Here is a 24,011-nt window from a genome sequence, read left to right as displayed (position 1 = left end):
AAAGATGATTTTCAGCAACCACAAGCAAGCCGTCCTTTCCGTCCTCATCGCGACCGCTGTAAGTGGCGCCATGATCACCGATGCCTTCGCCCAGGCCCGCTCGTCGGAGCGTGGCGCGCGTGGTGGGAAGAAGCAGGCCAAGGCCGAAGTGCTCTACCCGAACGCGACCCGCCAGGAGCCGGAGCAGAAGTCCTCGGCCAAGGTCGGCCCGAAGCTGCAGAAAATGATTGACAGCTACAACGACCAGAAGTTCCCGGAGACGCGCGCGCAGGCCGACGAAATCCTGGCCAATCCCGCCGCCAACACCTACGACAAGTCGCTCGCCGCGCAGCTCGCCTCGCAGGCGGCCTACCAGCTGGACGACGTCGCCTCGGCCAAGAAGTACCTCGAGCAGGTGCTGCAGCTCGGCGGCCTGGACAACAACGGCCATTACCAGTCGATGCTGATGCTGGGTCAGCTGCAGCTGCAGGACGACCAGATCAACGAAGGCCTGGCGACCCTGGACAAGTACTTCGCCGAGACCAAGTCGAACAAGCCCGAAGAGCTGATCGCCAAGGGCCAGGCGCTGTACCAGGCCGAGCGCTATGCCGAGGCCATCCCGGTGCTGCAGCAGGCCATCGCCGGCTCGCCCGAGCCGAAGGACAACTGGAACCAGTTGCTGATGGCCGCCATGGCCGAAGCCGGCCAGACCGGCGAAGCGGTCAAGCAGGCTGAAACGCTGGCTGCCAAGAACCCGAACGACAAGAAGGCCCAGCTGAACCTGGCCAGCATGTACATGCAGGCCGACCAGATGGACAAGGCCGGCGCGGTCATGGCCAAGCTGTACGCAGCCGGCCAGCTGACCGACGAGCGCGAGTACAAGCAGCTGTACTCGATCTACGCCAACAGCGAGAACAAAGAAAAGGACGTCATTGCCGTTATCAATGATGGCCTGCAGAAAAACATCCTGAAGCCGGATTATCAGGTATACCTGGCACTGGCCCAGGCGTACTACTACTCCGAGCCGCAGCAGGCGGACAAGGCGATCGAGGCGTGGCAGAAGGCTGCCCCGCTTTCCAAGGATGGCGAGACCTACCTGAATCTGGCACGCGTGCTGCATTCGGAAGGTCGCATTCCGGAGGCCAAGCAGGCCGCCCAGCAAGCGCTGGCGAAGGGTGTGAAGAACCAGGCGGATGCGAAGAAAATCATCAACCTGAAGTAAGTAGGAATAACGCCTGAATGCCTGCACAAGTGATGCGCAGGCGCTCAGGATTGGTATAAGCTTGGAGGTTCCTGCGGTGTCATGCACCGCTGATCATGGGCTACCTGTCCCCGGGTATCCCGGCCCCACTAATGAGCTCTTGGCGCATGACGGAACAACTAGTCGTTCACAGGTACGAACAACGCGATGACACCGGCCTCTCCTGGCCGCGTATCGTGGGTATCGCTTTTGTAATCGCACTGCATCTCGCCGCCTTCATGATGCTTCTGATCCCGGCTGTGGCTCCCAAGGCCGTCGCGGAGAAAGAACGCAACATCATGGTGACCCTGGTCGACGCTCCGCCGCCGCCCCCACCGCCGCCGCCGCCGCCGCCGCCGGATGACACTCCGCCGCCGCCGGTCAAGAACCTGTCGCCGCCGAAGCCGTCCCCGGTTCCGCCGCCGCCGCAGGCTCCTGTGGTCGATATCCCGGACCCGCGTCCGACCGACATCGTCACGCCGCCTTCGCCGCCGTCGCCGCCGCAGCCGCCGAGCACCATTGAGGCAAGCGTCGACATCTCGTCGAAGAACATGAACCCCCCGCGTTACCCGCCGGCCGCGTTCCGTGCTGGTATCCAGGGTGAAGTCATCCTGATCATTGACGTCGATGCCAATGGCAACGTCACCAATGTGTCGGTCGAGAAGTCCAGCCGTAACCGTGACCTTGACCGCGCCGCCATGGAAGCAGCTCGCAAGTGGAGCTTCCGTTCCGCGGAATCGGGCGGGAAGAAGGTCGCAGGTCGCGTTCGCGTCCCGGTCAACTTTGCGCTGAACTGATAGTGGCCGGTGGCCCGCCGGCCACCGCCTCTAGCGGTTATTTCTAGCAATACCCTTTATCACCACACACAACAAAGGTAAGCGTCATGCTGCAGGAACTTTTCATCGCCGCTGCTGCCGGGGGCAACTCCAACGCCCTGTCGCAGATGGGCTTCGAGCACCTGATCCACGAGATGACCACCCAGCCGGGTGACTTCGCCGTCTCCTGGGTCGTGCTGCTGACCCTGATCATTATGTCGGCCATGTCCTGGTACTGGACCGTCATCAACATCTTCCGCGCCACCCGTCTGAAGGCTGCTGCCGACAAGGTCGTGAGCCTGTTCTGGGATACCCCGAACGCCCAGGACGCCATCCGCGCGATGGAAGAACAGCCGGCTTCGGAGCCCTTCTCCAAGATCGCTCTGGACGCTGCACAGGCTGCTGCGCACCACCAGCGTTCGGAAGGCGGCACCTCCGGTGGCCTGGGTGAGAACCTGAGCCGTTCGGAGTTCGTCGATCGCGCCCTGCGTCAGGCCGTGACCCGCGAAAGCAACAACCTGCAGTCGGGCATGACCCTGCTGGCCACCGTCGGCGCAACCGCTCCGTTCGTGGGTCTGCTGGGTACCGTGTGGGGCATCTACGGCGCGCTGATCAAGATCGGTGCCACCGGTTCCGCCTCGATCGACGCCGTTGCCGGCCCGGTGGGTGAAGCACTGATCATGACCGCCATCGGTCTGTTCGTGGCTATCCCGGCCGTGTTCGCCTTCAACTTCTTCAGCAAGATCAACAGCGCCACGATCAGCAAGTTCGATACGTTCGCTCACGACCTGCACGACTTCTTCGCCACCGGTTCGCGCGTTCGCTAATAGCGACGCGCGTCACCCAGCGAGAACGTAGTCAACACGATCTAGACGGAGCCCGTTATGGCTTTCAGTAGTGGTAACAGCGGCGGCCCCATGGCCGACATCAACGTTACGCCCCTCGTGGACGTGATGCTGGTGCTGCTGATCATCTTCATCATCACGGCGCCCCTGATGTCCCACAAGGTCAAGGTGGATCTGCCTGAGGCCAACCTGGTGCAGAATCCGGAAGACGCTGAGAAGCGTTCGAGCCCGATCACCTTGGCAGTCAAGGAAGACGGCTCGATCTACTGGAACGACGAGGAAATCGACAAGCAGACGCTCGAGTCGCGCTTGGCGACCGCCGCCCAGCAGACCCCGCAGCCGCCCCTCAACCTGCGTGGTGACCGCACCACCAAGATGCGCGTCATCAATGAGATGACGAAGATCGCGCAGGAACAGGGCATGCTCGACGTTGGCTTCGTCGCCACCAAAGAGAAGGGGCAGTAAGCCATGGCGTTCAGTACTGGTGGTAACAAAGGCCCCATGGCCGACATCAACGTCACGCCCCTCGTGGACGTGATGCTGGTGCTGCTGATCATCTTCATCGTCACCGCGCCGATCATGACGTACCCGATCGCCGTTGACCTGCCGCAGCGCGTGCTCAACCCACCGCCGGTGACTGTCGAACCGCCGCCGCCGATCGAGCTGAAGGTGGACGCCAGCAACCAGGTGTCGTGGAACAACAGCCCCGTCGCTGTGAGCGAACTGCAGCAGCGTATGGAGCAGGAAGTGCAGCGTGATCCGACCAACCAGCCGGAACTGCGCATCGATGCCAGCCCGGACTCCGAGTACGACGTGATGGCCAAGGTGTTGGCTGCCGCGAAGAATGCTCAGATGAAGAAGATCGGCTTCGTACAGCAGTAATACGCAAGACGCAGTCATGACGCGACTGGAAAACGCCCCTGGAAACAGGGGCGTTTTTTTTGTGCCACCGCCTGTGGATACGCGCCAGCGCCACGCCGCCCGCTATCATCCGGCCATGCTCGCAACCTTCGATCTCTTCGGGGACTGGCTCGACGCCATCCCGCACCTGCGCCCGCTGATGGTGGCGGCCTACATTCTCTATCTGCTGTGGTTGATCGGCTGGATCATGCTGCAGAAGCGCGAGCCGGTCGCCACGCTGAGCTGGATCCTCTCGCTGGCCGCCCTGCCCTACGTGGGGCTGTTCATCTACTACCTGCTCGGCCCGCAGAAGGTGAAACGACAGCGCCTGCGCCGTGGCCGTTCGCGCTCGGGCATGGAGCACTACAGCAGCGTCTGCCCGCCGGATGCGGACTGCACCGAGCTGGCCAAGATCGCCCAGGCCACCACCGGGCTCTCACCGAGCTCGGCCACCGAGGTGGAGTGGCTGGTCGATGGCGCGGCCACCTACAGCGCACTGCTTGCCGCGGTGGCCACGGCCAAGGACCACCTGCACCTGGAGTACTACATCTTCAATCCGGACCACGCCGGCACCGCGCTGCGCGATGCGCTGACCGAGCGTGCGGCGGCCGGCGTGCGCGTGCGCCTGCTGCTCGATGCGGTCGGCTCGTCATCCATCCGCAAGCGCTTCCTGCAACCGCTGCTGGATGCAGGTGCCGAAGTCGTCTGGTTCCATCCGCGGCAGCTGCTCAAGCCGTTCAAGCGGCCCTGGTTGAACCTGCGCACGCACCGCAAGCTCGTCATCATCGACGGCCTGCAGGCCTTTACCGGCGGCATCAACATCACCGATGAGGAAGACGAGAGCGTCCGCCCGGATGCGTATCGCGACCTGCACATGCGGCTGCGTGGCCACGTGGTGCGCAGCCTGCAGCTGGTCTTCATCGAGGATTGGATCTACGCCACCGGCCAGGAGCCGGCGCGCTTCAACATCGCGCAGTTGTGGCCCGAGACCATGCCCAGCCGCAGCGAGGGCAGCATCAATGCGCAGGTGCTGGTGTCCGGTCCGGACTCGTCATGGGAGACCATCCACCGGCTGCACGTGGCGGCGATCCACGAAGCGAAGGAGCGCGTCTGGCTGGTGACGCCCTACTTCGTGCCCGGCGAGGCCGCGCGCATGGCGCTGACCTCGGCCGCACTCGGCGGCCTGGACGTGCGCCTGCTGGTGCCCAAGATGAGCGACTCCTGGTTCGTTACCCAGGCCGCGCGTTCCTACTTCGACGAGTTGCTGCAGGCAGGCGTCAAGATCTACGAGTACGGCCCGCGCATGCTGCACACGAAGGCCTTCATCGCCGATGACGATGTCTGCATCGTCGGCAGTGCCAACTTCGACCACCGCAGCTTCCGGCTCAACTTCGAGCTCTCGATGATGATCAGCGATACCGACCGCGTGGCCGCGCTGGCCGAGATCCTGCTGGCCGAGTACAGCAGCGCCTCGCCGGTCTACAACGATCGCCAGCGTTCGCTGTGGCGGCACCGTGTTCCCGAGGCCTTCGCACGCTTGGCATCGCCGTTGCTGTAGCCACCGCTCCCCGTGGAACCGCACCCGGCGCCAGCGCTACACTGGCCCGGTCAATCGGGGAGAACGACATGTACTGGCTGTTCCTGCTGTTCGCGCTGGCCTGTTTCGGCATGGCGCTCAAGACCCCCCACATGGGGCTGATGGCGCTGTCGCTGCTGGGCACCCTGGTGTTCCTGCTGGCGTGGGTCCGCGGCCTTTACGTGGCCCGCTTCGGTGACGTGCAGCCCACCCGCGCGGCCATCACCGATCCCAACGAACTCCGTCGGCTGCGGGAGCTCGCCCTCCAGGCGCGCACCCCGACCGCTCAGGGTGAGTCCGACCCCTCGTAGTGCCATGACCCAACTCAGCGTCAACGTGAACAAGATCGCCGTCCTGCGCAACTCGCGCGGTGGCACCGACCCGGACGTGCTGCAGGCCGCCCGTGCCTGCCTGGAGGCCGGCGCGCACGGCATCACCGTGCACCCGCGCCCGGACCGCCGCCACATCCACGCCGAGGACGTGCTGGCCCTGTCCGCGCTGACGGCCGAGCGCGGGGTGGAGTTCAACATCGAGGGCAACCCGTTCGCGCCCCCGCGTGAGGGTTACCCCGGGCTGCTGCCGCTGTGCGCGCAGACCCGCCCCGCCCAGGCCACCCTGGTGCCCGATGGCGACGGCCAGCTCACGTCCGACCACGGCGTCGACTTCGCCCGGGATGCGCAGCGCCTGCGCCCGCTGATCGCCGATTTGAAGACGTACGGCTGCCGGGTCAGTCTGTTCGTGGATGCGGGCAACCCCGACATCGCCCAGGCCGCGGCCATCGGTGCTGACCGCGTGGAGCTCTACACCGGCCCCTACGCCGAGGCGCATGCCGCCGGCGACGCCAGGGCCATGCTGGCCGTGTTCGCCGATGCAGCCCGCCGCGCACAGGCGGCCGGCCTGGGGGTCAACGCCGGGCATGACCTGTCGCAGGACAACCTGGCCGATTTCCTGCGGACCGTGCCGGACGTGCTGGAAGTCTCGATCGGACATGCGCTGATCAGCGAGGCGCTGTATGACGGGCTGGATGCCACGGTGAAGGGCTATCTGCGGCTGCTGTGATGCGGCGCGTAGCCCTGCCGCGTAAGGGGCGCCCGGCATCAGGTAGAGCCGACCGTTGGTCGGCTCAGCCGCCGGTGACGGGGCAGGCGAGGCACGCGCTCTGGCCCTGTGGATAATGTAGGGGATCAAATCGGCTCCCACCCCCGGTGAGCCTTACCGGGCGCAGGTTTCACTTCCAATTGCCCCTGTGGTTAGTAATACTACTAACCATGGATATCCCCTATCCCCGCCGTTCCGACGCCACGACGTCTCATTCGCTGCGACATCCGGGCGATAGGCTTTGAAGATGGGTATTGCGATCAAAGGCCGGGGCTCCAGCACGCACCTGGCGGGCCGCTTCGAGGTCACCGTCAGCGAAGCGATGGACGACGGCTGGGCGCCGGACGAGAGTGAAGAGTTCGCTGCCCCGCGCCTGCGCACCGAAGTCCGTGCCGAGACCGCACGCAGCATCATCAGCCGCAACAAGTCGCCGGACGTCGGCTTCAGCCAGTCGGTCAATCCGTACCGGGGTTGCGAGCATGGCTGTTCGTACTGTTTTGCCCGGCCCTCGCACGCCTATCTCAATCTCTCGCCCGGCCTGGACTTCGAGACCAAGCTGTTCGCCAAGACCAATGCGCCGCAGCTGCTGCGCAAGGAGTTCTCGCGCCCCGGCTACGTGCCGCAGCCGATCGCGCTGGGCATCAACACCGACGCCTACCAGCCGATCGAGCGCAAACTCAAGCTGACCCGCCAGCTGATCGAGGTGATGCTCGAAACGCAGCACCCGTTCTCGCTGATCACCAAGAATGCGCTGGTCGAGCGCGACATCGACCTGCTCGCACCGCTGGCGGAAAAGCAGCTGGTCAGCGTGCACTTCTCGGTGACCTCGCTGGACCCGCACCTGTCGGCGAAGCTGGAGCCACGCGCCTCGGCCCCGCATGCACGGCTGCGCGCGATGCGTCGCCTGAGCGATGCCGGCATCCCGGTCGGGGTAATGGTCGCGCCGGTGATCCCGTGGATCAACGATGCCGAACTGGAAGCCGTGCTCGAGGCAGCCCACGATGCCGGTGCCTCCACCGCCGGCTACGTGCTGCTGCGCCTGCCGCTGGAAGTGGCGCCGCTGTTCCGCGATTGGCTCGACACCCACCACCCGGACCGCGCCACGCGCGTGATGAGCACCATCAACCAGCTGCGCGGTGGCAAGGACTACAACAGCGAGTTCGGCACGCGCATGCGCGGCGAAGGGGTCTACGCGGACCTGCTGTCCAACCGTTTCAAGCTGGCCCGCAAGCGCCTGGGCTTCGATGCGCAGCACAGCCATTGGCCGAAGTTGGACTGCACCCGCTTCCTGCGGCCGTTGCCGCCGCGGGTCGACTCGCCCCAGGGTTCGCTGTTCTAACCAGCGCCCCCCGATGGACTTTGGGCCGCGCCCGCCCAACAATCGGGCCAAGGCGCCGCGTCGCGGTGGTCTGACGTCCATATCGGATAGCCAGGGGGAACCACATGTCATCGGCAGCCACCTCGGCCGCGTCGAACGCGGCCAACATCGCGATCAATGCCGCCATCACCGCAGCGGTGCAGCAGCAGCGCGACGCGTTGATCGCACACTTTACCGGCCATCAGGCGCTGTCGCCGCAGAGCGCGATCGCGGCGGACAGCATCGACCCTGCACTCCACGCGCCACTGAAGTACTACCGCGACAACGGCGTCATCCGCGACGCGGGCAGTGATCGTCTCTATCTCGATCTGGACGTGCTGGCCGGGTTGAAGGCCAAGGCGAAGCGCACCGGGCGCAATGTGCTGATCACGGTGATGGTGCTGGCGGTGGTGGTTGTTGCCGGTGCTGTGTTGCTGGTGTTGGCGCGCTGATCAATTCCCACCAAACAATTTCTGCGCACTCTGGAAAAGAACCCAGCTCGTTGCAATGAACTTGTCCCCACCCTGCGGCCGGTTGCCCCGGTGCGTGTGGGTAAACGCCGTCGGTGCGATCAACAGGCTGCCCGTGCGCGGCGCGACCTTGCGGCCCTGGAACAGGAACTCGGTTTCGCCGGCGCCGAAATCGTCATTGAGGTAGAGCGTCCACAGCAGATGGCGGTGCAGCGTTTCGCCGGCCGGATCGCGTGGATACAGCTCGCAGTGCCAGTACGGATAGCCGCCCTCGCCCGCTGCATACCATTGCAGATTGATGGCACCGGGCCGCAGGCAGGTGCGGGCCAGGTCGGACAGCGTGGCGTCGTCCATGTCGGGGAAGTCCTCGGCCGCCAACCGGCGCGGTTGGCCCTGGCTGTCCTGGATCTGCAACATCAATGGCGAGATCAGGGCCTGTGGATAACGGCGTAGATAAGTCAGCAAACCCTTGAAAACCGCTTGCTGCAGCAGCGCTTCGGCCTGCCGCCACTCGGGGCGCCCGCTGATGCGAAGATCCTTGCTGTGCTTGAGTTCCGGGAACACACCGCTGCCCACTTCGCCCGGCTGCAACTGCGCACTGGATCGCATCTGGGCCTGCAGGGCCGCGCAGACCTCGTTGGGGACGGCGTTGTGGATTACTTCGATGAAATCGAGCGGCGCGTCGGCAGTCATGGGGTCATCCGTGGGCACGAATGGCCGATGGTGACCGCTGCCGTGGCCGATGTCACGCCGTTGCCACGTAGCAACAGGGCTGACCAGGCGGCCAGCCCTGCGTAGGAAATCACCCTGCCGCGCTGTCGTGTTCGCGGTGGTAACGGGTGGCTTCTTCCACTTCATTGCGCGAGCCGAGGAACACCGGCACGCGCTGGTGCAGCTGATCGGGCTGGATCTCGAGAATGCGCTCGCGCCCGGTGGTGGCAGCGCCGCCTGCCTGTTCGACCAGCAGGCCCATCGGGTTGGCTTCGTACATCAGGCGCAGCTTGCCGGCTTTGGAGGGATCCTTCGTGTCCCACGGGTAGATGAAGATGCCGCCGCGGGTCAGGATGCGATGCACGTCGGCGACCATGCTGGCGATCCAGCGCATGTTGAAGTTCTTGCCGCGCGCGCCTTCCTTGCCGGCCAGCAGGTCCTGCACGTAGCCCTGCATCGGGGTTTCCCAATGCCGCTGGTTGGACATGTTGATCGCGAATTCCTGGGTGTCCGCCGGGATCTGCATGTCCGGCGTGGTCAGCACGAACTCGCCCTTCTCGCGGTCCAGGGTGAAGGCGTGCGTGCCGTGGCCGACGGTGAGCACCATCTGCGTGCTCGGCCCGTAGATGCAGTAGCCGGCCGCGACCTGCGCGGTGCCCGGCTGCAGGAAGCTGGCATCGTTGGGCTGTTCGGTGCCCGGCGGGCAGCGCAGCACCGAGAAGATGGTGCCGACCGAGACGTTGACGTCGATGTTGGAGCTGCCATCGAGGGGATCGAACAGCAGCAGGAAGTCACCGCGCGGGTAGGTGTCCGGCACCGGCTGGCAATGATCCATTTCTTCCGAGGCGCAGGCCGCGAGGTGGCCGCCCCAGGCATTGGCTTCCAGCAGGATCTCGTTGCTGATCACGTCCAGCTTCTTCTGCGCTTCGCCCTGCACGTTGCCAGTGCCGGCTTCGCCCAGCACACCGCCCAGCGCGCCCTTGCTGACCGCGATGGAGATGCTGGTGCAGGCGCGGGCAACGACAGCGATCAGCTGGCGCAGATCGGCGTTGATGCGGCCGGCATGTTGCTCTTCGATCAGATAGCGGGTCAGCGACGTCTGGGACATGGAATCAGGCGGCCTTCAAAGGGGAAGCGCCTATTGTCGCCCTTCCCCGGAGCCATTACGAGGCGCGGGCCGCCGTAACCGTTCCCACCGCGCGCAACGCGCTGCCGGCGCGGCAAAGAAAAACGGCCGCACAGGGCGGCCGTTCTTCCTCACGGGGGCGATGCCGCTCAGCCCTTGCTGACGGTCGCCACGGCCTTGGCCACGTACTCCAGGTTGCCCTGGTTCAGTGCGGCCACGCAGATGCGGCCGGTGCCCACCGCGTAGATCGCGAACTCGTCGCGCAGGCGGTCCACCTGGGCGCGGCTCAGGCCTGAGTACGAGAACATGCCGGCCTGGTCGTTGATGAAGGCGTACTCCGGTGCGCCGGCGGCGACCAGGTTCTCCACCAGGCCATGGCGCAGGGCATGGATGCGCTCACGCATCTCGGTCAGTTCCGCTTCCCACAGCTGGCGCAGCTCGACGCTGTTGAGCACGCCGGCCACCAGCGCCGCGCCATGGTTGGACGGGCTGGAGTAGATCGTGCGGATGATGCGCTTGACCTGCGACTGCACCGCCTTGGCCGCGTTCGCATCCGGGGCGACCACCGACAGCGCGCCAATGCGCTCGCCATACAGCGAGAACGACTTGGAGTACGAGTTGGCGACCACGAAGCTGTCGATGCCGGCCTCGGCGATGATGCGCACGGCGGCGCCATCTTCGCTGATGCCCTTGTCGAAGCCCTGGTAGGCCATGTCGATGAACGGGAACAGCTGGCGGTCCTTCAGCAGCTCGGCCACCTGCTTCCACTGCGCGACGGTGAGGTCGGCACCGGTCGGGTTGTGGCAGCACGCGTGCAGCAGCACCACGGTGCCCGGCTGCAGCTTGCCGAGGTCGGCCAGCATGCCGTCGAAGTCCACGCCATGGGTGGCGGCATCGAAGTAGGTGTAATCGACCACGTCGAAGCCGGCCGCGCCGAACACCGCGCGATGGTTTTCCCAGCTCGGGTTGCTGATGGCGATGGTGGCGTGCGGCAGCAGCTTGTGCAGCAGGTCCGCGCCGACGCGCAGCGCACCGCTGCCGCCGATGGTCTGCGAGGTGGCCACGCGGCCAGCGGCCAGCAGCGGCGAATCCTTGCCGAAGACCAGCTCGCGGGTGGCCTGGTTGTAGGCCGGCAGGCCGTCGATCGGCAGGTAGCCGCGCGGTTTGGCGTCATTGGCCAGCTGCTGTTCGATCCTGTTCACGGCGCGGAGCAGCGGGATGCGGCCGCTCTCGTCGTAATAGATGCCCACGCCCAGGTTGACCTTGGTCGGACGGCTGTCGGCGTTGTAAGCCTCGGTCAGGCCCAGGATCGGGTCGCCTGGGACCAGTTCCACATTTGCAAAGAAGGACACGGCGGTACTCATTCGGATGACGGAAGGGGGAGGGTGGCGCGACGCAGGATTGGCGGCAGAATCAGCCAAAACCGACCCATCGTAACAAAGCCCTGCCAAGGGCGCCGAGGCCGTCGTCACGTCATCTTCCGTACCATGGCGTGCGGCACGCCCATTTACCGAGGATCCCGCCCCGCATGCTCCGTCTTACCCCGCTGGCCCGCCATTGTGCGCTGGCCTCGGCCGTGTTGCTGCCGTCGCTGGCGCAGGCCCAGAACACCCCCGCTCCCACCGCCCCGATCGAGCGGCTGCCCACGGTCCAGGTCCAGGCTGCGCGCGTGGCGCAGGTGGCCGATATCGACCTGCCCGCCTCGCTGACCACGGTCTGGGTGGATGAAGACCGTACCGGCCCGCTGGCCCAGCTCTCCGAGGCGCTCAACGGCATCCCCGGGGTGGTCGCACGCGATCGTCAGAACTACGCGCAGGACACCCAGCTCTCGATCCGCGGCTTCGGCGCGCGTTCGACCTTCGGCGTGCGCGGCGTGCGCGTGCTGGTGGACGGTGTGCCGGCCACCATGCCCGACGGCCAGGGCCAGCTCTCCCACGCCAGCCTGCTCTCGGCGCAGCGCGTGGAGGTGCTGCGCGGGCCGTTCTCGGCGCTGTACGGCAACTCCTCCGGTGGCGTGGTCCAGGTGTGGAGCGCGGACGGTGCCGAAGGCGACCCGTGGCGCCTGCGGCTGGATACCGGCAGCGACAACACTGTCAGCGCCGGCGCCCAGCTGCGTGGCGTGCAGGGCCCGATCCGCTACAACGTGGCCGCCAACCACTTCCGCACCGATGGCTGGCGCGACCACAGCCAGGCCCGGCGCGAATCGGTCAACGCCCGCTTGGGTACGGATGTCGGCGGCGGCCAGCTGGATCTGGTGCTGAACTACTTCGATGCGCCCGACGCGCAGGATCCACTCGGCCTGACCCGCGCCCAGGTGCGCGAGAACCCGCGCCAGGCCACCGCGGTGGCCACCCAGTACAACACCCGCAAATCCGTGCGCCAGGCCCAGGCCGGGCTGGTCTTCACCCGCACCGAAGGGGCGCAGACCTGGCGTGCGATGGGCTACGCCGGCCAGCGCAGCGTGGAGCAGTACCTGGCGATCCCGCCGGGGCCGCAGGCCAACCCGCTGCATGCCGGCGGGGTGATCGATCTGGACGGCGATTACGGTGGACTCGACGCGCGCTGGGCCTGGCACGGCGACTGGGCCGGACGCCCGCTGGACGTGGTGATCGGCGCCAATGCCGACCGTCAGCAGCAGGATCGCCGCGGTTACGAGAACTTCGTGGGTGATCAGGTGGGCATCAAGGGCCGCCTGCGCCGTGACCAGAGCGACCGGGTCGAGAACCTGGACCAGTTCGCGCAGGCGTGGTGGCAGTGGGCGCCGCGCTGGTCGCTGTTGCTTGGTATGCGCCACAGCACCGTCCGCTTCCGCTCCAACGACCACTACATCACCGCCGGCAATCCCGACGACAGCGGGTCGCGTCGCTACGAAGCGACCACCCCGGTGGCCGGCGTGGTGTTCCGCGCCAGCGATGCGTGGCGGCTGTATGCCTCGGCCGGGCGTGGCTTCGAGACCCCGACCTTCAACGAGCTGGGCTACCGCGCCGATGGCCAGGCCGGGCTGGCGCTGGATCTCTCGGCGGCCCGCAGCCGCAACCTGGAAGTGGGCAGCAAGTGGCACGGCCAGAGTGGCGCACAGGTCGAGGCTGCGCTGTTCCGCGCCGATACCGATGACGAGCTGGCGGTGGCGAGCAACAGCGGCGGCCGCAGCACCTACCGCAACATCGGCCGGACCCGCCGCCAGGGCGCGGAAGCCAGCTATGTACAGCCGCTGGGTACGCAGGCGGATCTATCGCTGGCCTACACCTGGATCGAGGCCACCGTGCGCGACCCGTATGCGCTGTGCGCGGCCAGCGGCTGCAACACGGTTGCGGCCGGGTCACGCCTGCCCGGCGTGCCCAGTCAGCAGTGGAACGCGCGGGTGCAGTACCGACCGGGCCCGTGGCAGTGGGCGGGCGAGGTGGTGGCCTCCAGCGATACCGTGGTGAACGATCTGGCCACGGAACGCGCGCCGGGCTACGCGCTGCTCAACCTGGAAATGTCACGGCGCTGGACCACCGCGCAGGGCACGCTGCGTGCCTTCGCGCGGATCGACAACGCGCTGGACCAGCGCTACATCGGCTCGGTGATCGTCAACGATGGCAACCAGCGCTTCTTCGAGCCCGGCCCGGATCGTCGCTACAACGTGGGCCTGCAGTGGCAGTGGGCGCCCTGATCGGAGCGGCTTACCTGGGCGGCTTGGCCGGCACGAACGGTGAGGTCGGGTCGCTGGCCGGGAAGGTCTCTTCCAGCGCCTCGTCCTGGTTGTCGCTGGCGTGTTCCTTGCGCTGGCGGCGCTGGTATTCATCTTCGCGGCGATGATGGCCGGCGGGGCCTTTCTCGCCGGCCGCCGAATCCTTGCGGTCGCGCGGGACGGGATCGGACGTGACGGCCACCGGCAGGTGATCGGGTTCCTCGTCGGGCACGGACATGCCGGCGCCGCGGTCTTCGGCGTCCTGGTTGTCATGTTTGGCGCGCTGCTCGCCGGGGACCGGGGCGGTGGCGTCGCGCAGGGGATCGCGGGGCATGGGAGTTCTCCAGTTGCTGTGCAGCCCACTACAGCGCGCGGCGGGTGAAGTCGCTGCGAATCCCGGTGCGTCAACGAATCTGTCACGGCTGGATAACGGCGGCGGGTCTATTCCTGCCTCCCCCACCGCTGTCGGAGTCGTGTCATGCCCCGCCTGGACCGCCGTGCCGCACCCGCGTTGTTCAACGCCTACCTGCAGCCGGAACGGAGCGGCCGCCGCGCGCGCCGCGACCGCGCCGAAGACGCGCAGGCGGTCGCCCAGGACTACCTGCAGTACATGCGCAGTGACTACGAGCAGCGCCGCAGCCAAGGGCGCCGCAGCTGGCGCGACCTGTACCCGGCCTATGCCTTCGCCCTGACCACGCATTACGCCGACTGGCCGCGCGGCGCCGATGACACCGACGGCGAGCTGGCCGAGCACTGGGAACAGATGCGCGGCCAATCGCGGCTGGGCTGGCACCAGGCACGGGCGGTGGTCGAGGATGCCTGGCTGGCGCTGGACCACATGCCGGCGGCGGCGGTGCACGGCCTGCTGCAGTAACCGCGGGCGTGCAGCCACGGCCTGCACAGGCCGGACACAGGCGTTTCACGTGCGCCGCGGTACAGCTGCCCTCCCTGTAGTGTTGGAGTGGCGCCACCATGGCCCGACCGATCTGGACCGGCACGCTGTCATTCGGGCTGCTCAATGTCCCGGTGTCGCTGATGTCCGGCGAACGCAATGTCGACCTGCACTTCCGCATGCTGGATTCGCGCGACCGCAAGCCGATCCGCTTCGAACGGGTCAACGCCGATACCGGTGAAGAAGTGCCGTGGAAAGAGATCGTCAAAGCCTACGAGTACGACAAGGGCAGCTATGTCGTGCTGGAGGAAGACGACATCCGCTCGGCCGCGCCGCAAAGCCATGAGGCGGTCGAGGTGGAGACCTTCGTCGACGCCGCCACCATCGATCCGCGGTACTACGAGAAGCCCTACCTGCTGGTGCCCGCCAAGAAAGCCGAGAAAGGCTACGTGCTGCTGCGCGAAACGTTGCGCAGCACCGGCAAAGTCGGCATCGCACGGGTGGTGGTGCGTACGCGCGAATACCTGTGCGCGGTGATGCCGCACGGCGATGCACTGGTGCTGATGATCCTGCGTTATCCACAGGAACTGGTCGACCCGGACGAGTACAAGCTGCCCAGCGGCAGCCTCGCCGAGTACCGCATCAACAGCAAGGAAACGGCGATGGCCGAGCAGTTGATCGCCTCCATGTCCGGCGAATGGAAGCCGGATGAGTACCACGATGAATTCCGCGAGCGCCTGCACACGCTGCTGAAAAAGCGGATCAAGGCCAAGGGTGGCACCACCAAGGTGGAGGAAGAGCCGGCCCCGCGCGAGGACGATGCGACCAACGTGGTCGACTTCATGTCGTTGCTGCAGAAGAGCCTGGATGCCAAGAAGCGCACGCCGGCCGCCAAAAAGTCAGCGGCGAAGAAGGCCACGGCGAAGGTCGCCAAACCCACTGCGGCCAAAAAGGCGACCAAGACTGCGGGCAAAGCGGCCAAGAAGACCACCAAGCGCGCGCCCGCGCGCAAAGCCGGGTAAGCCGACGTGTCCCTGCAGGAATACCGCCGCAAACGCCGTTTCGACGGCACCCCCGAGCCGGATGCCGAGCGTCGCGGCGCGCCGGCGCGGCGGCCGATCTTCGTCGTGCAGCTGCACCACGCCAGCTCGCGCCATTACGACTTCCGGCTGGAAGCCGATGGCGTGCTCAAGAGCTGGGCGGTGCCGAAAGGCCCCTCGCTGCGCGTCGGTGAAAAACGGCTCGCGGTGGAGGTTGAAGATCACCCGCTGTCCTACGCGACGTTTGCCGGCGATATCCCCAGCGGCCATTACGGCGCCGGGCATGTGGACGTCTACGACCACGGCACCTGGGCCTGCGATGGCGACCCGCTGGAGGCGATCGCGGCCGGCAAGGTGGACTTCGTCCTGCACGGTGAACGGCTCAAGGGCGGGTGGAAACTGGTGCGCACCGCGATGAAGGGCAAGCAGCACCAGTGGTTGCTGATCAAACGCGATGACGAGGAGGCCAGGGATATGGAGGCTGATGATCTGTTGGAGGGGGCGCCGAAGGCAGCCAAGCGCACGAGCGCGAAGAAGGTTGCCGCTGCCAACGCCAGCAAAGCTGCCCCGGCAAGGAAGACCGCGCCGGCCAAGGCCGCGACAGGGGGCCCCGCACGCAAGGCCGAACGCAAGGCCGACGCGCGCTGGTCCAAGCGCGCGCTGGCCCTGCAGGGCGCTCGCACAACGCCCTACCCGCACGACTTCAAGCCCCAGCTGACCGATCACCGTGCCACCGCACCGGACGGCGAGCAGTGGCTGCACGAGATCAAATGGGACGGCTATCGCCTGCTGGCCGATGTGCGCGATGGCGTGGTGTCGCTGCGCTCGCGCGGCGGGCTGAACTGGACCGACGATTTTCCCGAGGTGGTGCAGGCGATCGAGCGGCTGCCGGTGCGCGATCTGCGCCTGGACGGTGAGCTGGTGGTACTGGATGCGCAGGGCCGCAGTGACTTCACTGCATTGCAGAAGGTCATCGATGGCACCGCCAAACAGCCGCTGCGCTATGTGGTGTTCGACATGCCCGGCATCGCCGGGGTGGACCTCAGCCGGGTGCCACTGCTGGAGCGCAAGACCCTGCTCAAGGACCTGCTGGGCGCCACGCCGGGCACCCTGGCCTACAGCGACCACGTGCGCGACCACGGCCCGGCGGTGTTTGCCGCCAGTGGCGAGGCCGGCTTCGAAGGCATCATCAGCAAGCGGATCGACGCGCCCTACGTCAACGCGCGTTCGCGCGACTGGATCAAGATCAAGCACGAGAACACCGATGAGTTCCTCATCGTCGGCTATACCGAACCGAAGGGATCGCGCAGTGGCTTCGGCTCGCTGCTGATGGCGACCCCGGACAAGCGCGGGCTGCGCTATGTCGGCCGCGTCGGCACGGGCTTCGACGATGCCGCGCTGCGCGCGCTGACCAGGCAGCTGACCCCGCTGACGGTGAAGGACGCGGTGGTCGAGCTGCCTTTGCATGTGCCGTTCACCGCACGCAGCGTGCACTGGGTGAAGCCGGTGCTGGTGGCGGAGGTCGCGTTCCGTGGATGGGCCAAGGAAGGGTTGCTGCGCCAGGCCAGCTTCAAGAGGCTGCGCGAGGACAAACACGCCGAGGATCTGGGCGCCACAGCTACTGCCGTCTCCCCTACCGCCTCCACTACCGCGGCCTCCGCCACCCCGGCCGGCACGCGCGGGCGAAAGAAGGCAGCTGCGGCCGCGCAGGACGAGAGCACGGTGACGATCAGCCACCCCGAGCGCGTGGTGTTCGCCAAGGCGAAGATCACCAAGGGCGAGGTGGCCGACTACTACCGCCGCATGGCGCGCTGGATCCTGCCCGAGGTGGCGCACCGCCCGCTGTCGGTGCTGCGCTGCCCGGACGGGGTGGACAAGCCCTGCTTCTTCCAGAAACACCACGGCACCGGCCTGGGCGGTGCGGTCAAGGCGATTCCGCTGGAGCAGAAGAGCGGGCGCGAAGACTACCTCTACATCGAGGACGTGGAGGGCCTGCTGCAGCTGGTGCAGATGAACACCCTGGAGCTGCATCCCTGGGGCGCCACCGTCGATGACCCCGAACATCCGGACCGGCTGGTGTTCGATCTGGATCCCGGCGAAGGCGTGAACTGGACGCAGATCAAGGCCGCCGCACGCGATGTGCGCGCGCGCCTGCAGGAAGCCGGGCTGGAGAGCTTCGTCCGGCTCTCCGGCGGCAAGGGCGTGCACGTGGTGGTGCCGCTGCAGCCCAAGGCCGACTGGGCGCAGGCCAAGGACTTCTGCGAGGCGTTTGCGCAGGCCATGGCCACCCAGGCACCCGACCGCTATGTGGCGACGATGAGCAAGGCCAAGCGCGACGGGGTGATCTTCATCGATTGGCTGCGCAATGCGCGCGGCGCCACCAGTGTGAGCTCGTGGTCGCTGCGGGCGCGGCCCGGAGCCGGCGTGGCGGTGCCGCTGCGCTGGGAAGAGCTGGGCCGCATCGCGGCGCCGGACGCCTTCCCGATGGCGAAGGCGCTGCAGCGCGCGGAGCGGCTGAAGCAGGACCCGTGGGAAGGCATCGAGCAGGTGAAGCAGGTGCTGCCCGGCAGCTGATCAGGCGTGCGCTGGCCGGAACCGCGTGCCCACCCACAGGCCCACCAATGCCTGCACCGGCAGCGACACCAGCAGGATCACCACGAACCAGAACGGGAAATCGCTGCCGAAATCCCAGGCGGTGTAGATCGAGGCGGCCGCGATCACCGCCCACACCACGCCGCCGTGCACACGTGGCCAGGTGGGCGCATAACGGCTGGCGAAGGCGATCGCAGCGATGCCGCTGAGGATCGTCCAGGCCAGGTCCCAGGCCAGCTGCGGCTCGCCGCCCGGCGGAATGCGCAGCAACGGCACCAGCCAGGAACCGAGGCTGTTGACCAGCACCATCACCGCGAACGCGAACACGACGGCCAGCACGGACAGCAGTGGATTCTTCAGGGCGGACCACACAGGCATGGCAGGGGCGTCACGGCGGGAGAGCCGCCATTATGGACGGGTTGCCGCGGCGTGGTTCAGACCCGGCCGGCGGCCTTGAGCCGCGCGAACTCCTCATCGCTGAACAAGCGCGAGCGGACCAGGAAGCGCACGCCCTCGCCGTTCTCCAGCGAGAACATGCCGCCCCGGCCGGGCACCACGTCGATGATCAGCTGGGTATGTTTCCAGTACTCGAACTGCGCGGGGCTGATGTAGAACGGCGCCCCGCCGATCTCGCCCATGCGCACGTCGCGGTCGCCCACGATGAAATCGCCCTGGGCGAAACACATCGGCGAGGAGCCGTCGCAGCAGCCACCGGACTGATGGAACAGCAGGTCGCCATGGCGTGCCTGCAGGGTCTGGATCAGCTGCAGCGCCGGGAGAGTGGCCATTACCTGGAGCGGGAGGTCGGTCATTATCGGGGTCCCAAGGGCGCCGGCCAGTGGCCGGCAGGACGGAAGAACCGGCGCTGCCGTCCTGCTGCCACCGGGAGAGGGGAAGCGGCGCAGGACGGCAACGCGCAGCCGGTTACGCGCTCATGTCCAGCACCACGCGGCCTTCGATCTTGCCGGCCTGCATGCGCGCGAAGATGTCGTTGATGTTCTCCAGCGAATCGCTGGTGACCGTCGCGGCGACCTTGCCCTGCTCGGCGAATTCCAGCGATTCCTGCAGGTCCAGCCGGGTGCCGACGATGGAGCCACGCACGGTGATGCCGTTGAGCACCATGCCGAAGATATCCAGCGGGAAGTTGCCCGGCGGCAGGCCGTTCAACGAGACGGTGCCGCCGCGGCGGACCATGCCCAGTGCCTGCTCGAAGGCCTTCGGCGAGACCGCGGTGACCAGTGCGCCGTGCGCGCCGCCGATCTCCTTCTTCAGGAACGCGGCCGGATCGGTATTGCGCGCGTTGACGGTGATCGTCGCGCCCAGCCGCTCGGCCAGCGCCAGTTTGCCGTCATCGATATCCACCGCGGCCACGTTCAGGCCCATCGCCTTGGCGTACTGCACGGCCATGTGGCCGAGTCCGCCGATGCCGCAGATCACCACCCACTGGCCGGGCTTGGTATCGGTGACCTTCAGGCCTTTGTAGACGGTGACGCCGGCACACAGGATCGGCGCGACCTCGATGAAGCCCACGCCCTTCGGCAGCAGGCCGACATAGGCCGCATTGGCCAGGGCATATTCGGCGAAGCCACCGTTCACCGAGTAGCCGGTGTTCTGCTGCGCTTCGCACAGGGTTTCCCAGCCGCCCAGGCAGTGCTCGCAGTAGCCGCACGCCGAATACAGCCACGGGATGCCGACGCGGTCGCCCTCGCGGATGTGGCTGACACCCGCACCCACCGCAACCACGTGGCCGACCCCTTCATGGCCGGGAATGAAGGGCGGGTTGGGCTTGACCGGCCAGTCACCATCCACCGCATGCAGGTCGGTGTGGCACACGCCACAGGCTTCGATCTTCACCAGGATGTCGCCGGGCCCCGGACGCGGCACCTCGACCTCCTCGATGCGCAACGGCTTTCCGAATTCGCGGACGACAGCGGCCTTCATGGTCTTGTTCATGCGTGGATCTCCGTGGATTGCCAATGACAGCACTGTGGCGCCGGCCGCATGCCGGCGCCTTGATCGGGATCAAGCCCGGCGCGGGCTCAGAAGAAGCCCAGCTTCTTGGGCGAATAGCTGACCAGCAGGTTCTTGGTCTGCTGGTAGTGGTCGAGCATCATCTTGTGGTTCTCGCGGCCGATGCCCGACTGCTTGTAGCCGCCGAACGCGGCATGTGCCGGATAGGCGTGGTAGCAGTTGGTCCACACGCGCCCGGCCTGGATGCCACGGCCCATGCGGTACAGCCGCGACGCATCGCGGCTCCACACACCGGCGCCGAGGCCGTACAGGGTGTCGTTGGCGAGTTCCAGCGCTTCCTCCTCGGTCTTGAACGTGGTCACCGAAACCACCGGCCCGAAGATCTCTTCCTGGAACACGCGCATCTTGTTGTGGCCCTTGAACACGGTGGGCTTCACGTAGAAGCCGCCGGCCAGGTCACCGTCCAGCTTGGCCTGCTCACCGCCGATCAGCACCTGCGCACCTTCCTGCCGGCCGATGTCGAAGTAGGAAAGAATCTTCTCCAACTGCTCGGAGGAGGCCTGCGCACCGACCATGGTGTTGGGGTCGAGCGGGTTGCCCTGCTTGATCGCGGCCACGCGCTTGAGCGCGCGTTCCATGAATTTCTCGTAGATCGACTCCTGGATCAGCGCGCGCGACGGGCAGGTACACACCTCGCCCTGGTTGAAGGCGAACAGCACGAAGCCTTCCACGGCCTTGTCGAGGAAGTCGTCGTCCTCGGCCATGACATCGGCGAAGAAGATGTTCGGGGATTTGCCGCCCAGCTCCAGCGTCACCGGGATCAGGTTCTGGCTGGCGTACTGCATGATAAGCCGGCCGGTGGTGGTCTCGCCGGTGAAGGCGATCTTGGCGATGCGCGGGTTGGACGCCAGCGGCTTGCCCGCCTCCACGCCGAAGCCATTGACCACGTTGAGCACGCCCTTGGGCAGCAGGTCGCCGATCACCTCCATCAGCACCAGGATCGAAGCCGGGGTCTGCTCGGCCGGCTTGAGCACCACGCAGTTGCCGGCGGCCAGGGCCGGGGCCAGCTTCCAGGCGGCCATCAGCATCGGGAAGTTCCACGGGATGATCTGCCCGACCACGCCGAGCGGCTCATGGAAGTGGTAGGCGACGGTGTCCTTGTCGATCTCCGACAGGCTGCCTTCCTGCGCGCGCACGGCACCGGCGAAGTAGCGGAAGTGGTCGGCCATCAGCGGCACGTCGGCGTTGAGCGTTTCGCGGATCGGCTTGCCGTTGTCCCAGGTCTCGGCATGCGCGAGCAGCTCGAGGTTTTCCTCGATGCGGTCGGCGATCCTGTTGAGGATATTGGCGCGTTCGGTGGTCGAGGTCTCGGCCCAGGCGGCCTTGGCCGCGTGGGCAGCGTCGAGCGCCGCTTCGATGTCCTCGGCGTTGGAACGGGCGACCTCGGTGAACACCTTGCCGGTCACCGGGGTGGTGTTTTCAAAGTACTGGCCGCTGCGCGGCGCCACCCATTCCCCGCCGATGTAGTTGCCGTAGCGCGGCTTGAAGATGGACTGCGGATCGGTGGCGTGCGGCTTGGCGGACGTGACGGCATTCATGGGTGCATCTCCGGATGGCAGTGGACAGGCCCGGTAAGGGGTCTGTTCCATGGCGCAAGGACGATGCCAGGTTCGGTGTGGTGCGGTGCGGCATGGCGCTACACGGCGCACGGACTGGAGAGGGCCACTGAAACTGATGCAGTGCACCACGGCCGGTCATTGCGCGGTAACCCCGGGTGTGGTGTTTATCGGAACAGGCCCCGCTACAACTGTCGCAGATTGCGACACTGGAGAACCCAGGTGTCCCAGCTTCCGCTCCAGCACCGTGTCGGCAATGCGCGCCGCTCGTTCTTCGAACGTGGCGCGGCACCGGTCGGTATCGTGCCCGACACCATCCTGCAGTCCTGGCAACGCTGCCAGCGCGGTGGGCTCTCGGTGGATGCGCAGCCGGAGGTCGAGCCGCTGCCGGACGCGCGCCTGCGCGAACTGCGGCAGCGCCAGGAAACGCTGTGGCGGCTGGCGCGCCCGGAGCTGGATGGCCTGGCCGCCGACATCGCCGCGACCGGCAGCATCGCGCTGCTGACCGATGAAGCCGGCTGGATCCTGGATGCCGAAGGCAACCCGGCGTTTCTGGACAAGGCCGGGCGCGTGGCGCTGATGCCCGGCGTGCGCTGGGATGAAACCACGGTGGGCACCAATGCGATCGGCACCGCGATCGTCGAAGGCCGCTCGGTGGAGGTGCGCGGTGGCGAGCACTACTTCGCCCCGCACGCGATCCTGACCTGTTCGGCGACGCCGATCTTCGATCCCTACGGGCAGCGCGTGGGGGTACTGGATATCTCCGGCGATGCGCGCCAGCAGCACCTGCATGCCCGCGTCCTGGCGCGGCAGGCGGTGGCGCACATCGAACACCGTTACTTCGAGGCAGGGCTGGGCGACTGCGAGGTGGTCCGCCTGCATCACGACGCCGGGCTGCTCGGCACCGCGCGCGAAGGCGTGCTGGGCTTCCGCAATGGCCGCCTGGTGGCCGCCAACCGTGCCGGGCTGGCCCTGTTCGGCCTGGACCACGGCGACATCGGCAGGGCGCCCTACGAGGCGTTGTTCGATGGGCCGCTGTCGCGGCTGCACGATGATGGCGCGCTGGTCGACCGCCAGGGACGCGCGCTGTATGGCCACGTGAGCCCGTCTGGTGGCGCCATGGTGCGCTCGCCGCTGCCCGCGCGGCCGACCCCCGCGGCCCCCGCGCGCGCCGCCGCAGCTGCGGTGCGGGTGGACGCCACGCCGCTGTTCGATGCGGCCCAGCAGCAGGTACTCGAGCGCGCCTGCCGCGTGCTGGATGCGCAGCTGCCGGTGCTGCTGCAGGGGGAGACCGGTACCGGCAAGGAAGTCTTCGCGCGTGAGCTGCACCGGCGTAGTACGCGTGCCGACAAGCCGTTCGTGGCGGTCAACTGCGCTGCGCTGCCGGAAGGCCTGATCGAAGCCGAGCTGTTCGGCTACGAGGAAGGTGCCTTCACCGGCGCGCGCAAGAGCGGCAACACCGGCCTGCTGCGCCAGGCCCAGGGCGGGGTGCTGTTCCTCGATGAGATCGGCGACATGCCGCTGGCGCTGCAGCCGCGGCTGCTGCGCGTGCTGCAGGAGCGCACGCTGTCACCGCTGGGCGGCGGCAAGCCGGTGCAGCTGGATTTCGCCCTGATCTGCGCCACCCACCGCGATCTGGACCAGGCAATGGCCGCCGGTGATTTCCGCAGCGATCTCTACTACCGCATCGCCGATCACAGCGTGCGCCTGCCGGCGCTGCGCGAGCATGCCGAGCGTGCAGCGCTGGTGCGTGGCCTGTGGCAGCGGCTGGGCCAGGGCCGCGAACTGGAGACCACGGCGCTGGAGGCGCTGGCTGGATACACCTGGCCGGGCAATGTGCGGCAGCTGTGTTCCTGCCTGCGCACGCTGGTGGCGCTGAGCGATCCGGGTGACGTGATCCGGATCGGCATGCTGCCGGCCTATCTGCAGGCGGCGCCTGCGCCGGTGATGCCGTCCACGGCCGAGGGTCTGGAGGCGATGACCGAAACCGCCATGCGCGATGCGCTGCGCGCCAGCCATGGCAATGTCGCCCAGGCCGCGCGCGCGCTGGGCATCAGTCGCAGCACCCTGTATCGCCGCGTCGGGGCGACGGCCCGCCGCCACTGAGGCG

General features: G+C 67.0%; 23 protein-coding genes. 15 read left to right on the top strand and 8 right to left on the bottom strand.

Annotation, left to right across the window (positions count from 1 at the left end; genetic code table 11):
- Window positions 1–4: 4 nt before the first annotated feature.
- The 10 genes from POS15_RS17695 (at window position 5) to POS15_RS17650 (ending at window position 8,262) form a co-directional block, all read left to right on the top strand.
- The gene (locus tag POS15_RS17695; protein ID WP_019184053.1) at window positions 5–1,201 is read left to right on the top strand and encodes a tetratricopeptide repeat protein; all 1,197 of its coding nucleotides are present in this window, start codon (window positions 5–7) and stop codon (window positions 1,199–1,201) included.
- A 257-nt stretch (window positions 1,202–1,458) separates the two neighbouring features.
- On the top strand, window positions 1,459–2,016 hold the full coding sequence (locus POS15_RS17690) for an energy transducer TonB (RefSeq protein WP_026069914.1): 558 nt from the start codon (window positions 1,459–1,461) through the stop codon (window positions 2,014–2,016).
- 86 nt (window positions 2,017–2,102) lie between these two features.
- Window positions 2,103–2,861: a TonB-system energizer ExbB gene (gene exbB, locus POS15_RS17685; RefSeq protein WP_019184055.1), complete on the top strand. Its 759-nt coding sequence runs from the start codon at window positions 2,103–2,105 to the stop codon at window positions 2,859–2,861.
- Window positions 2,862–2,918: 57 nt separating this feature from the next.
- Entirely contained in the window at window positions 2,919–3,344 is a 426-nt protein-coding gene (locus tag POS15_RS17680) for a biopolymer transporter ExbD (protein WP_019184056.1), read from the top strand.
- 3 nt (window positions 3,345–3,347) lie between these two features.
- Window positions 3,348–3,761 (top strand): biopolymer transporter ExbD, encoded by a 414-nt coding sequence (locus tag POS15_RS17675; RefSeq protein WP_019184057.1) that lies wholly within the window; start codon window positions 3,348–3,350, stop codon window positions 3,759–3,761.
- Between the two features lie 115 nt (window positions 3,762–3,876).
- Entirely contained in the window at window positions 3,877–5,337 is a 1,461-nt protein-coding gene (cls, locus tag POS15_RS17670; RefSeq protein ID WP_046272265.1) for a cardiolipin synthase, read from the top strand.
- A gap of 68 nt (window positions 5,338–5,405) precedes the next feature.
- Window positions 5,406–5,666, top strand: coding sequence for a hypothetical protein (locus tag POS15_RS17665; RefSeq protein WP_019184059.1), 261 nt, complete (start codon window positions 5,406–5,408; stop codon window positions 5,664–5,666).
- A 4-nt stretch (window positions 5,667–5,670) separates the two neighbouring features.
- Window positions 5,671–6,414 carry a pyridoxine 5'-phosphate synthase gene (locus POS15_RS17660; protein ID WP_284128594.1) on the top strand — a complete coding sequence of 248 codons (744 nt, stop codon included), beginning with the start codon at window positions 5,671–5,673 and terminating at the stop codon, window positions 6,412–6,414.
- Window positions 6,415–6,700: 286 nt separating this feature from the next.
- A complete protein-coding gene (locus POS15_RS17655) occupies window positions 6,701–7,792 on the top strand; it encodes a PA0069 family radical SAM protein (RefSeq protein ID WP_284128593.1) in 1,092 nt (363 codons plus the stop codon).
- Window positions 7,793–7,896: 104 nt separating this feature from the next.
- Window positions 7,897–8,262 (top strand): hypothetical protein, encoded by a 366-nt coding sequence (locus POS15_RS17650; RefSeq protein ID WP_019184062.1) that lies wholly within the window; start codon window positions 7,897–7,899, stop codon window positions 8,260–8,262.
- Here POS15_RS17650 and POS15_RS17645 read toward each other — a convergent pair whose 3' ends face one another.
- The 3 genes from POS15_RS17645 to POS15_RS17635 form a co-directional block, all read right to left on the bottom strand.
- The gene (locus POS15_RS17645; protein WP_019184063.1) at window positions 8,263–8,973 is read right to left on the bottom strand and encodes a 2OG-Fe(II) oxygenase; all 711 of its coding nucleotides are present in this window, start codon (window positions 8,971–8,973) and stop codon (window positions 8,263–8,265) included.
- Window positions 8,974–9,082: 109 nt separating this feature from the next.
- A complete protein-coding gene (locus tag POS15_RS17640) occupies window positions 9,083–10,099 on the bottom strand; it encodes a class 1 fructose-bisphosphatase (RefSeq protein ID WP_019184064.1) in 1,017 nt (338 codons plus the stop codon).
- 167 nt (window positions 10,100–10,266) lie between these two features.
- Entirely contained in the window at window positions 10,267–11,469 is a 1,203-nt protein-coding gene (locus POS15_RS17635) for an amino acid aminotransferase (protein WP_019184065.1), read from the bottom strand.
- 176 nt (window positions 11,470–11,645) lie between these two features.
- Here POS15_RS17635 and POS15_RS17630 point away from each other — a divergent pair, with 176 nt between their 5' ends.
- The gene (locus POS15_RS17630; RefSeq protein WP_284128592.1) at window positions 11,646–13,772 is read left to right on the top strand and encodes a TonB-dependent receptor; all 2,127 of its coding nucleotides are present in this window, start codon (window positions 11,646–11,648) and stop codon (window positions 13,770–13,772) included.
- Between the two features lie 10 nt (window positions 13,773–13,782).
- Here POS15_RS17630 and POS15_RS17625 read toward each other — a convergent pair whose 3' ends face one another.
- Window positions 13,783–14,124, bottom strand: a complete 342-nt coding sequence (locus POS15_RS17625) for a hypothetical protein (protein ID WP_284128591.1) — start codon at window positions 14,122–14,124, stop codon at window positions 13,783–13,785.
- 144 nt (window positions 14,125–14,268) lie between these two features.
- Here POS15_RS17625 and POS15_RS17620 point away from each other — a divergent pair, with 144 nt between their 5' ends.
- The 3 genes from POS15_RS17620 to ligD all read left to right on the top strand — a co-directional run bounded on the left by POS15_RS17620 (window position 14,269) and on the right by ligD (window position 18,296).
- A complete protein-coding gene (locus tag POS15_RS17620) occupies window positions 14,269–14,664 on the top strand; it encodes a hypothetical protein (protein ID WP_019184068.1) in 396 nt (131 codons plus the stop codon).
- A gap of 98 nt (window positions 14,665–14,762) precedes the next feature.
- The gene (locus POS15_RS17615) at window positions 14,763–15,704 is read left to right on the top strand and encodes a Ku protein (RefSeq protein ID WP_019184069.1); all 942 of its coding nucleotides are present in this window, start codon (window positions 14,763–14,765) and stop codon (window positions 15,702–15,704) included.
- Window positions 15,705–15,710: 6 nt separating this feature from the next.
- Window positions 15,711–18,296 carry a DNA ligase D gene (gene ligD / locus POS15_RS17610; protein ID WP_284128590.1) on the top strand — a complete coding sequence of 862 codons (2,586 nt, stop codon included), beginning with the start codon at window positions 15,711–15,713 and terminating at the stop codon, window positions 18,294–18,296.
- Here ligD and POS15_RS17605 read toward each other — a convergent pair whose 3' ends face one another.
- The 4 genes from POS15_RS17605 to adh form a co-directional block, all read right to left on the bottom strand.
- A complete protein-coding gene (locus POS15_RS17605; protein ID WP_284128589.1) occupies window positions 18,297–18,692 on the bottom strand; it encodes a hypothetical protein in 396 nt (131 codons plus the stop codon). It abuts the gene before it with no gap.
- 56 nt (window positions 18,693–18,748) lie between these two features.
- Window positions 18,749–19,126, bottom strand: coding sequence for a DUF779 domain-containing protein (locus POS15_RS17600; RefSeq protein WP_284128588.1), 378 nt, complete (start codon window positions 19,124–19,126; stop codon window positions 18,749–18,751).
- Window positions 19,127–19,238: 112 nt separating this feature from the next.
- Window positions 19,239–20,267, bottom strand: a complete 1,029-nt coding sequence (adhP, locus tag POS15_RS17595; RefSeq protein WP_284128587.1) for an alcohol dehydrogenase AdhP — start codon at window positions 20,265–20,267, stop codon at window positions 19,239–19,241.
- Between the two features lie 86 nt (window positions 20,268–20,353).
- On the bottom strand, window positions 20,354–21,883 hold the full coding sequence (gene adh, locus POS15_RS17590; protein ID WP_284128586.1) for an aldehyde dehydrogenase: 1,530 nt from the start codon (window positions 21,881–21,883) through the stop codon (window positions 20,354–20,356).
- 240 nt (window positions 21,884–22,123) lie between these two features.
- Between adh and POS15_RS17585 the strand changes: the two genes are divergently transcribed.
- Entirely contained in the window at window positions 22,124–24,007 is a 1,884-nt protein-coding gene (locus tag POS15_RS17585) for a sigma-54-dependent Fis family transcriptional regulator (RefSeq protein ID WP_284128585.1), read from the top strand.
- Window positions 24,008–24,011 lie beyond the last annotated feature (4 nt).

The organism is Stenotrophomonas sp. BIO128-Bstrain, from assembly GCF_030128875.1.
In the GTDB taxonomy this organism is placed as follows: domain Bacteria; phylum Pseudomonadota; class Gammaproteobacteria; order Xanthomonadales; family Xanthomonadaceae; genus Stenotrophomonas; species Stenotrophomonas bentonitica_A.
The sequence above is the reverse complement of the archived record's forward strand: the minus strand, read 5'-3'. Positions and strand labels throughout refer to the sequence as shown.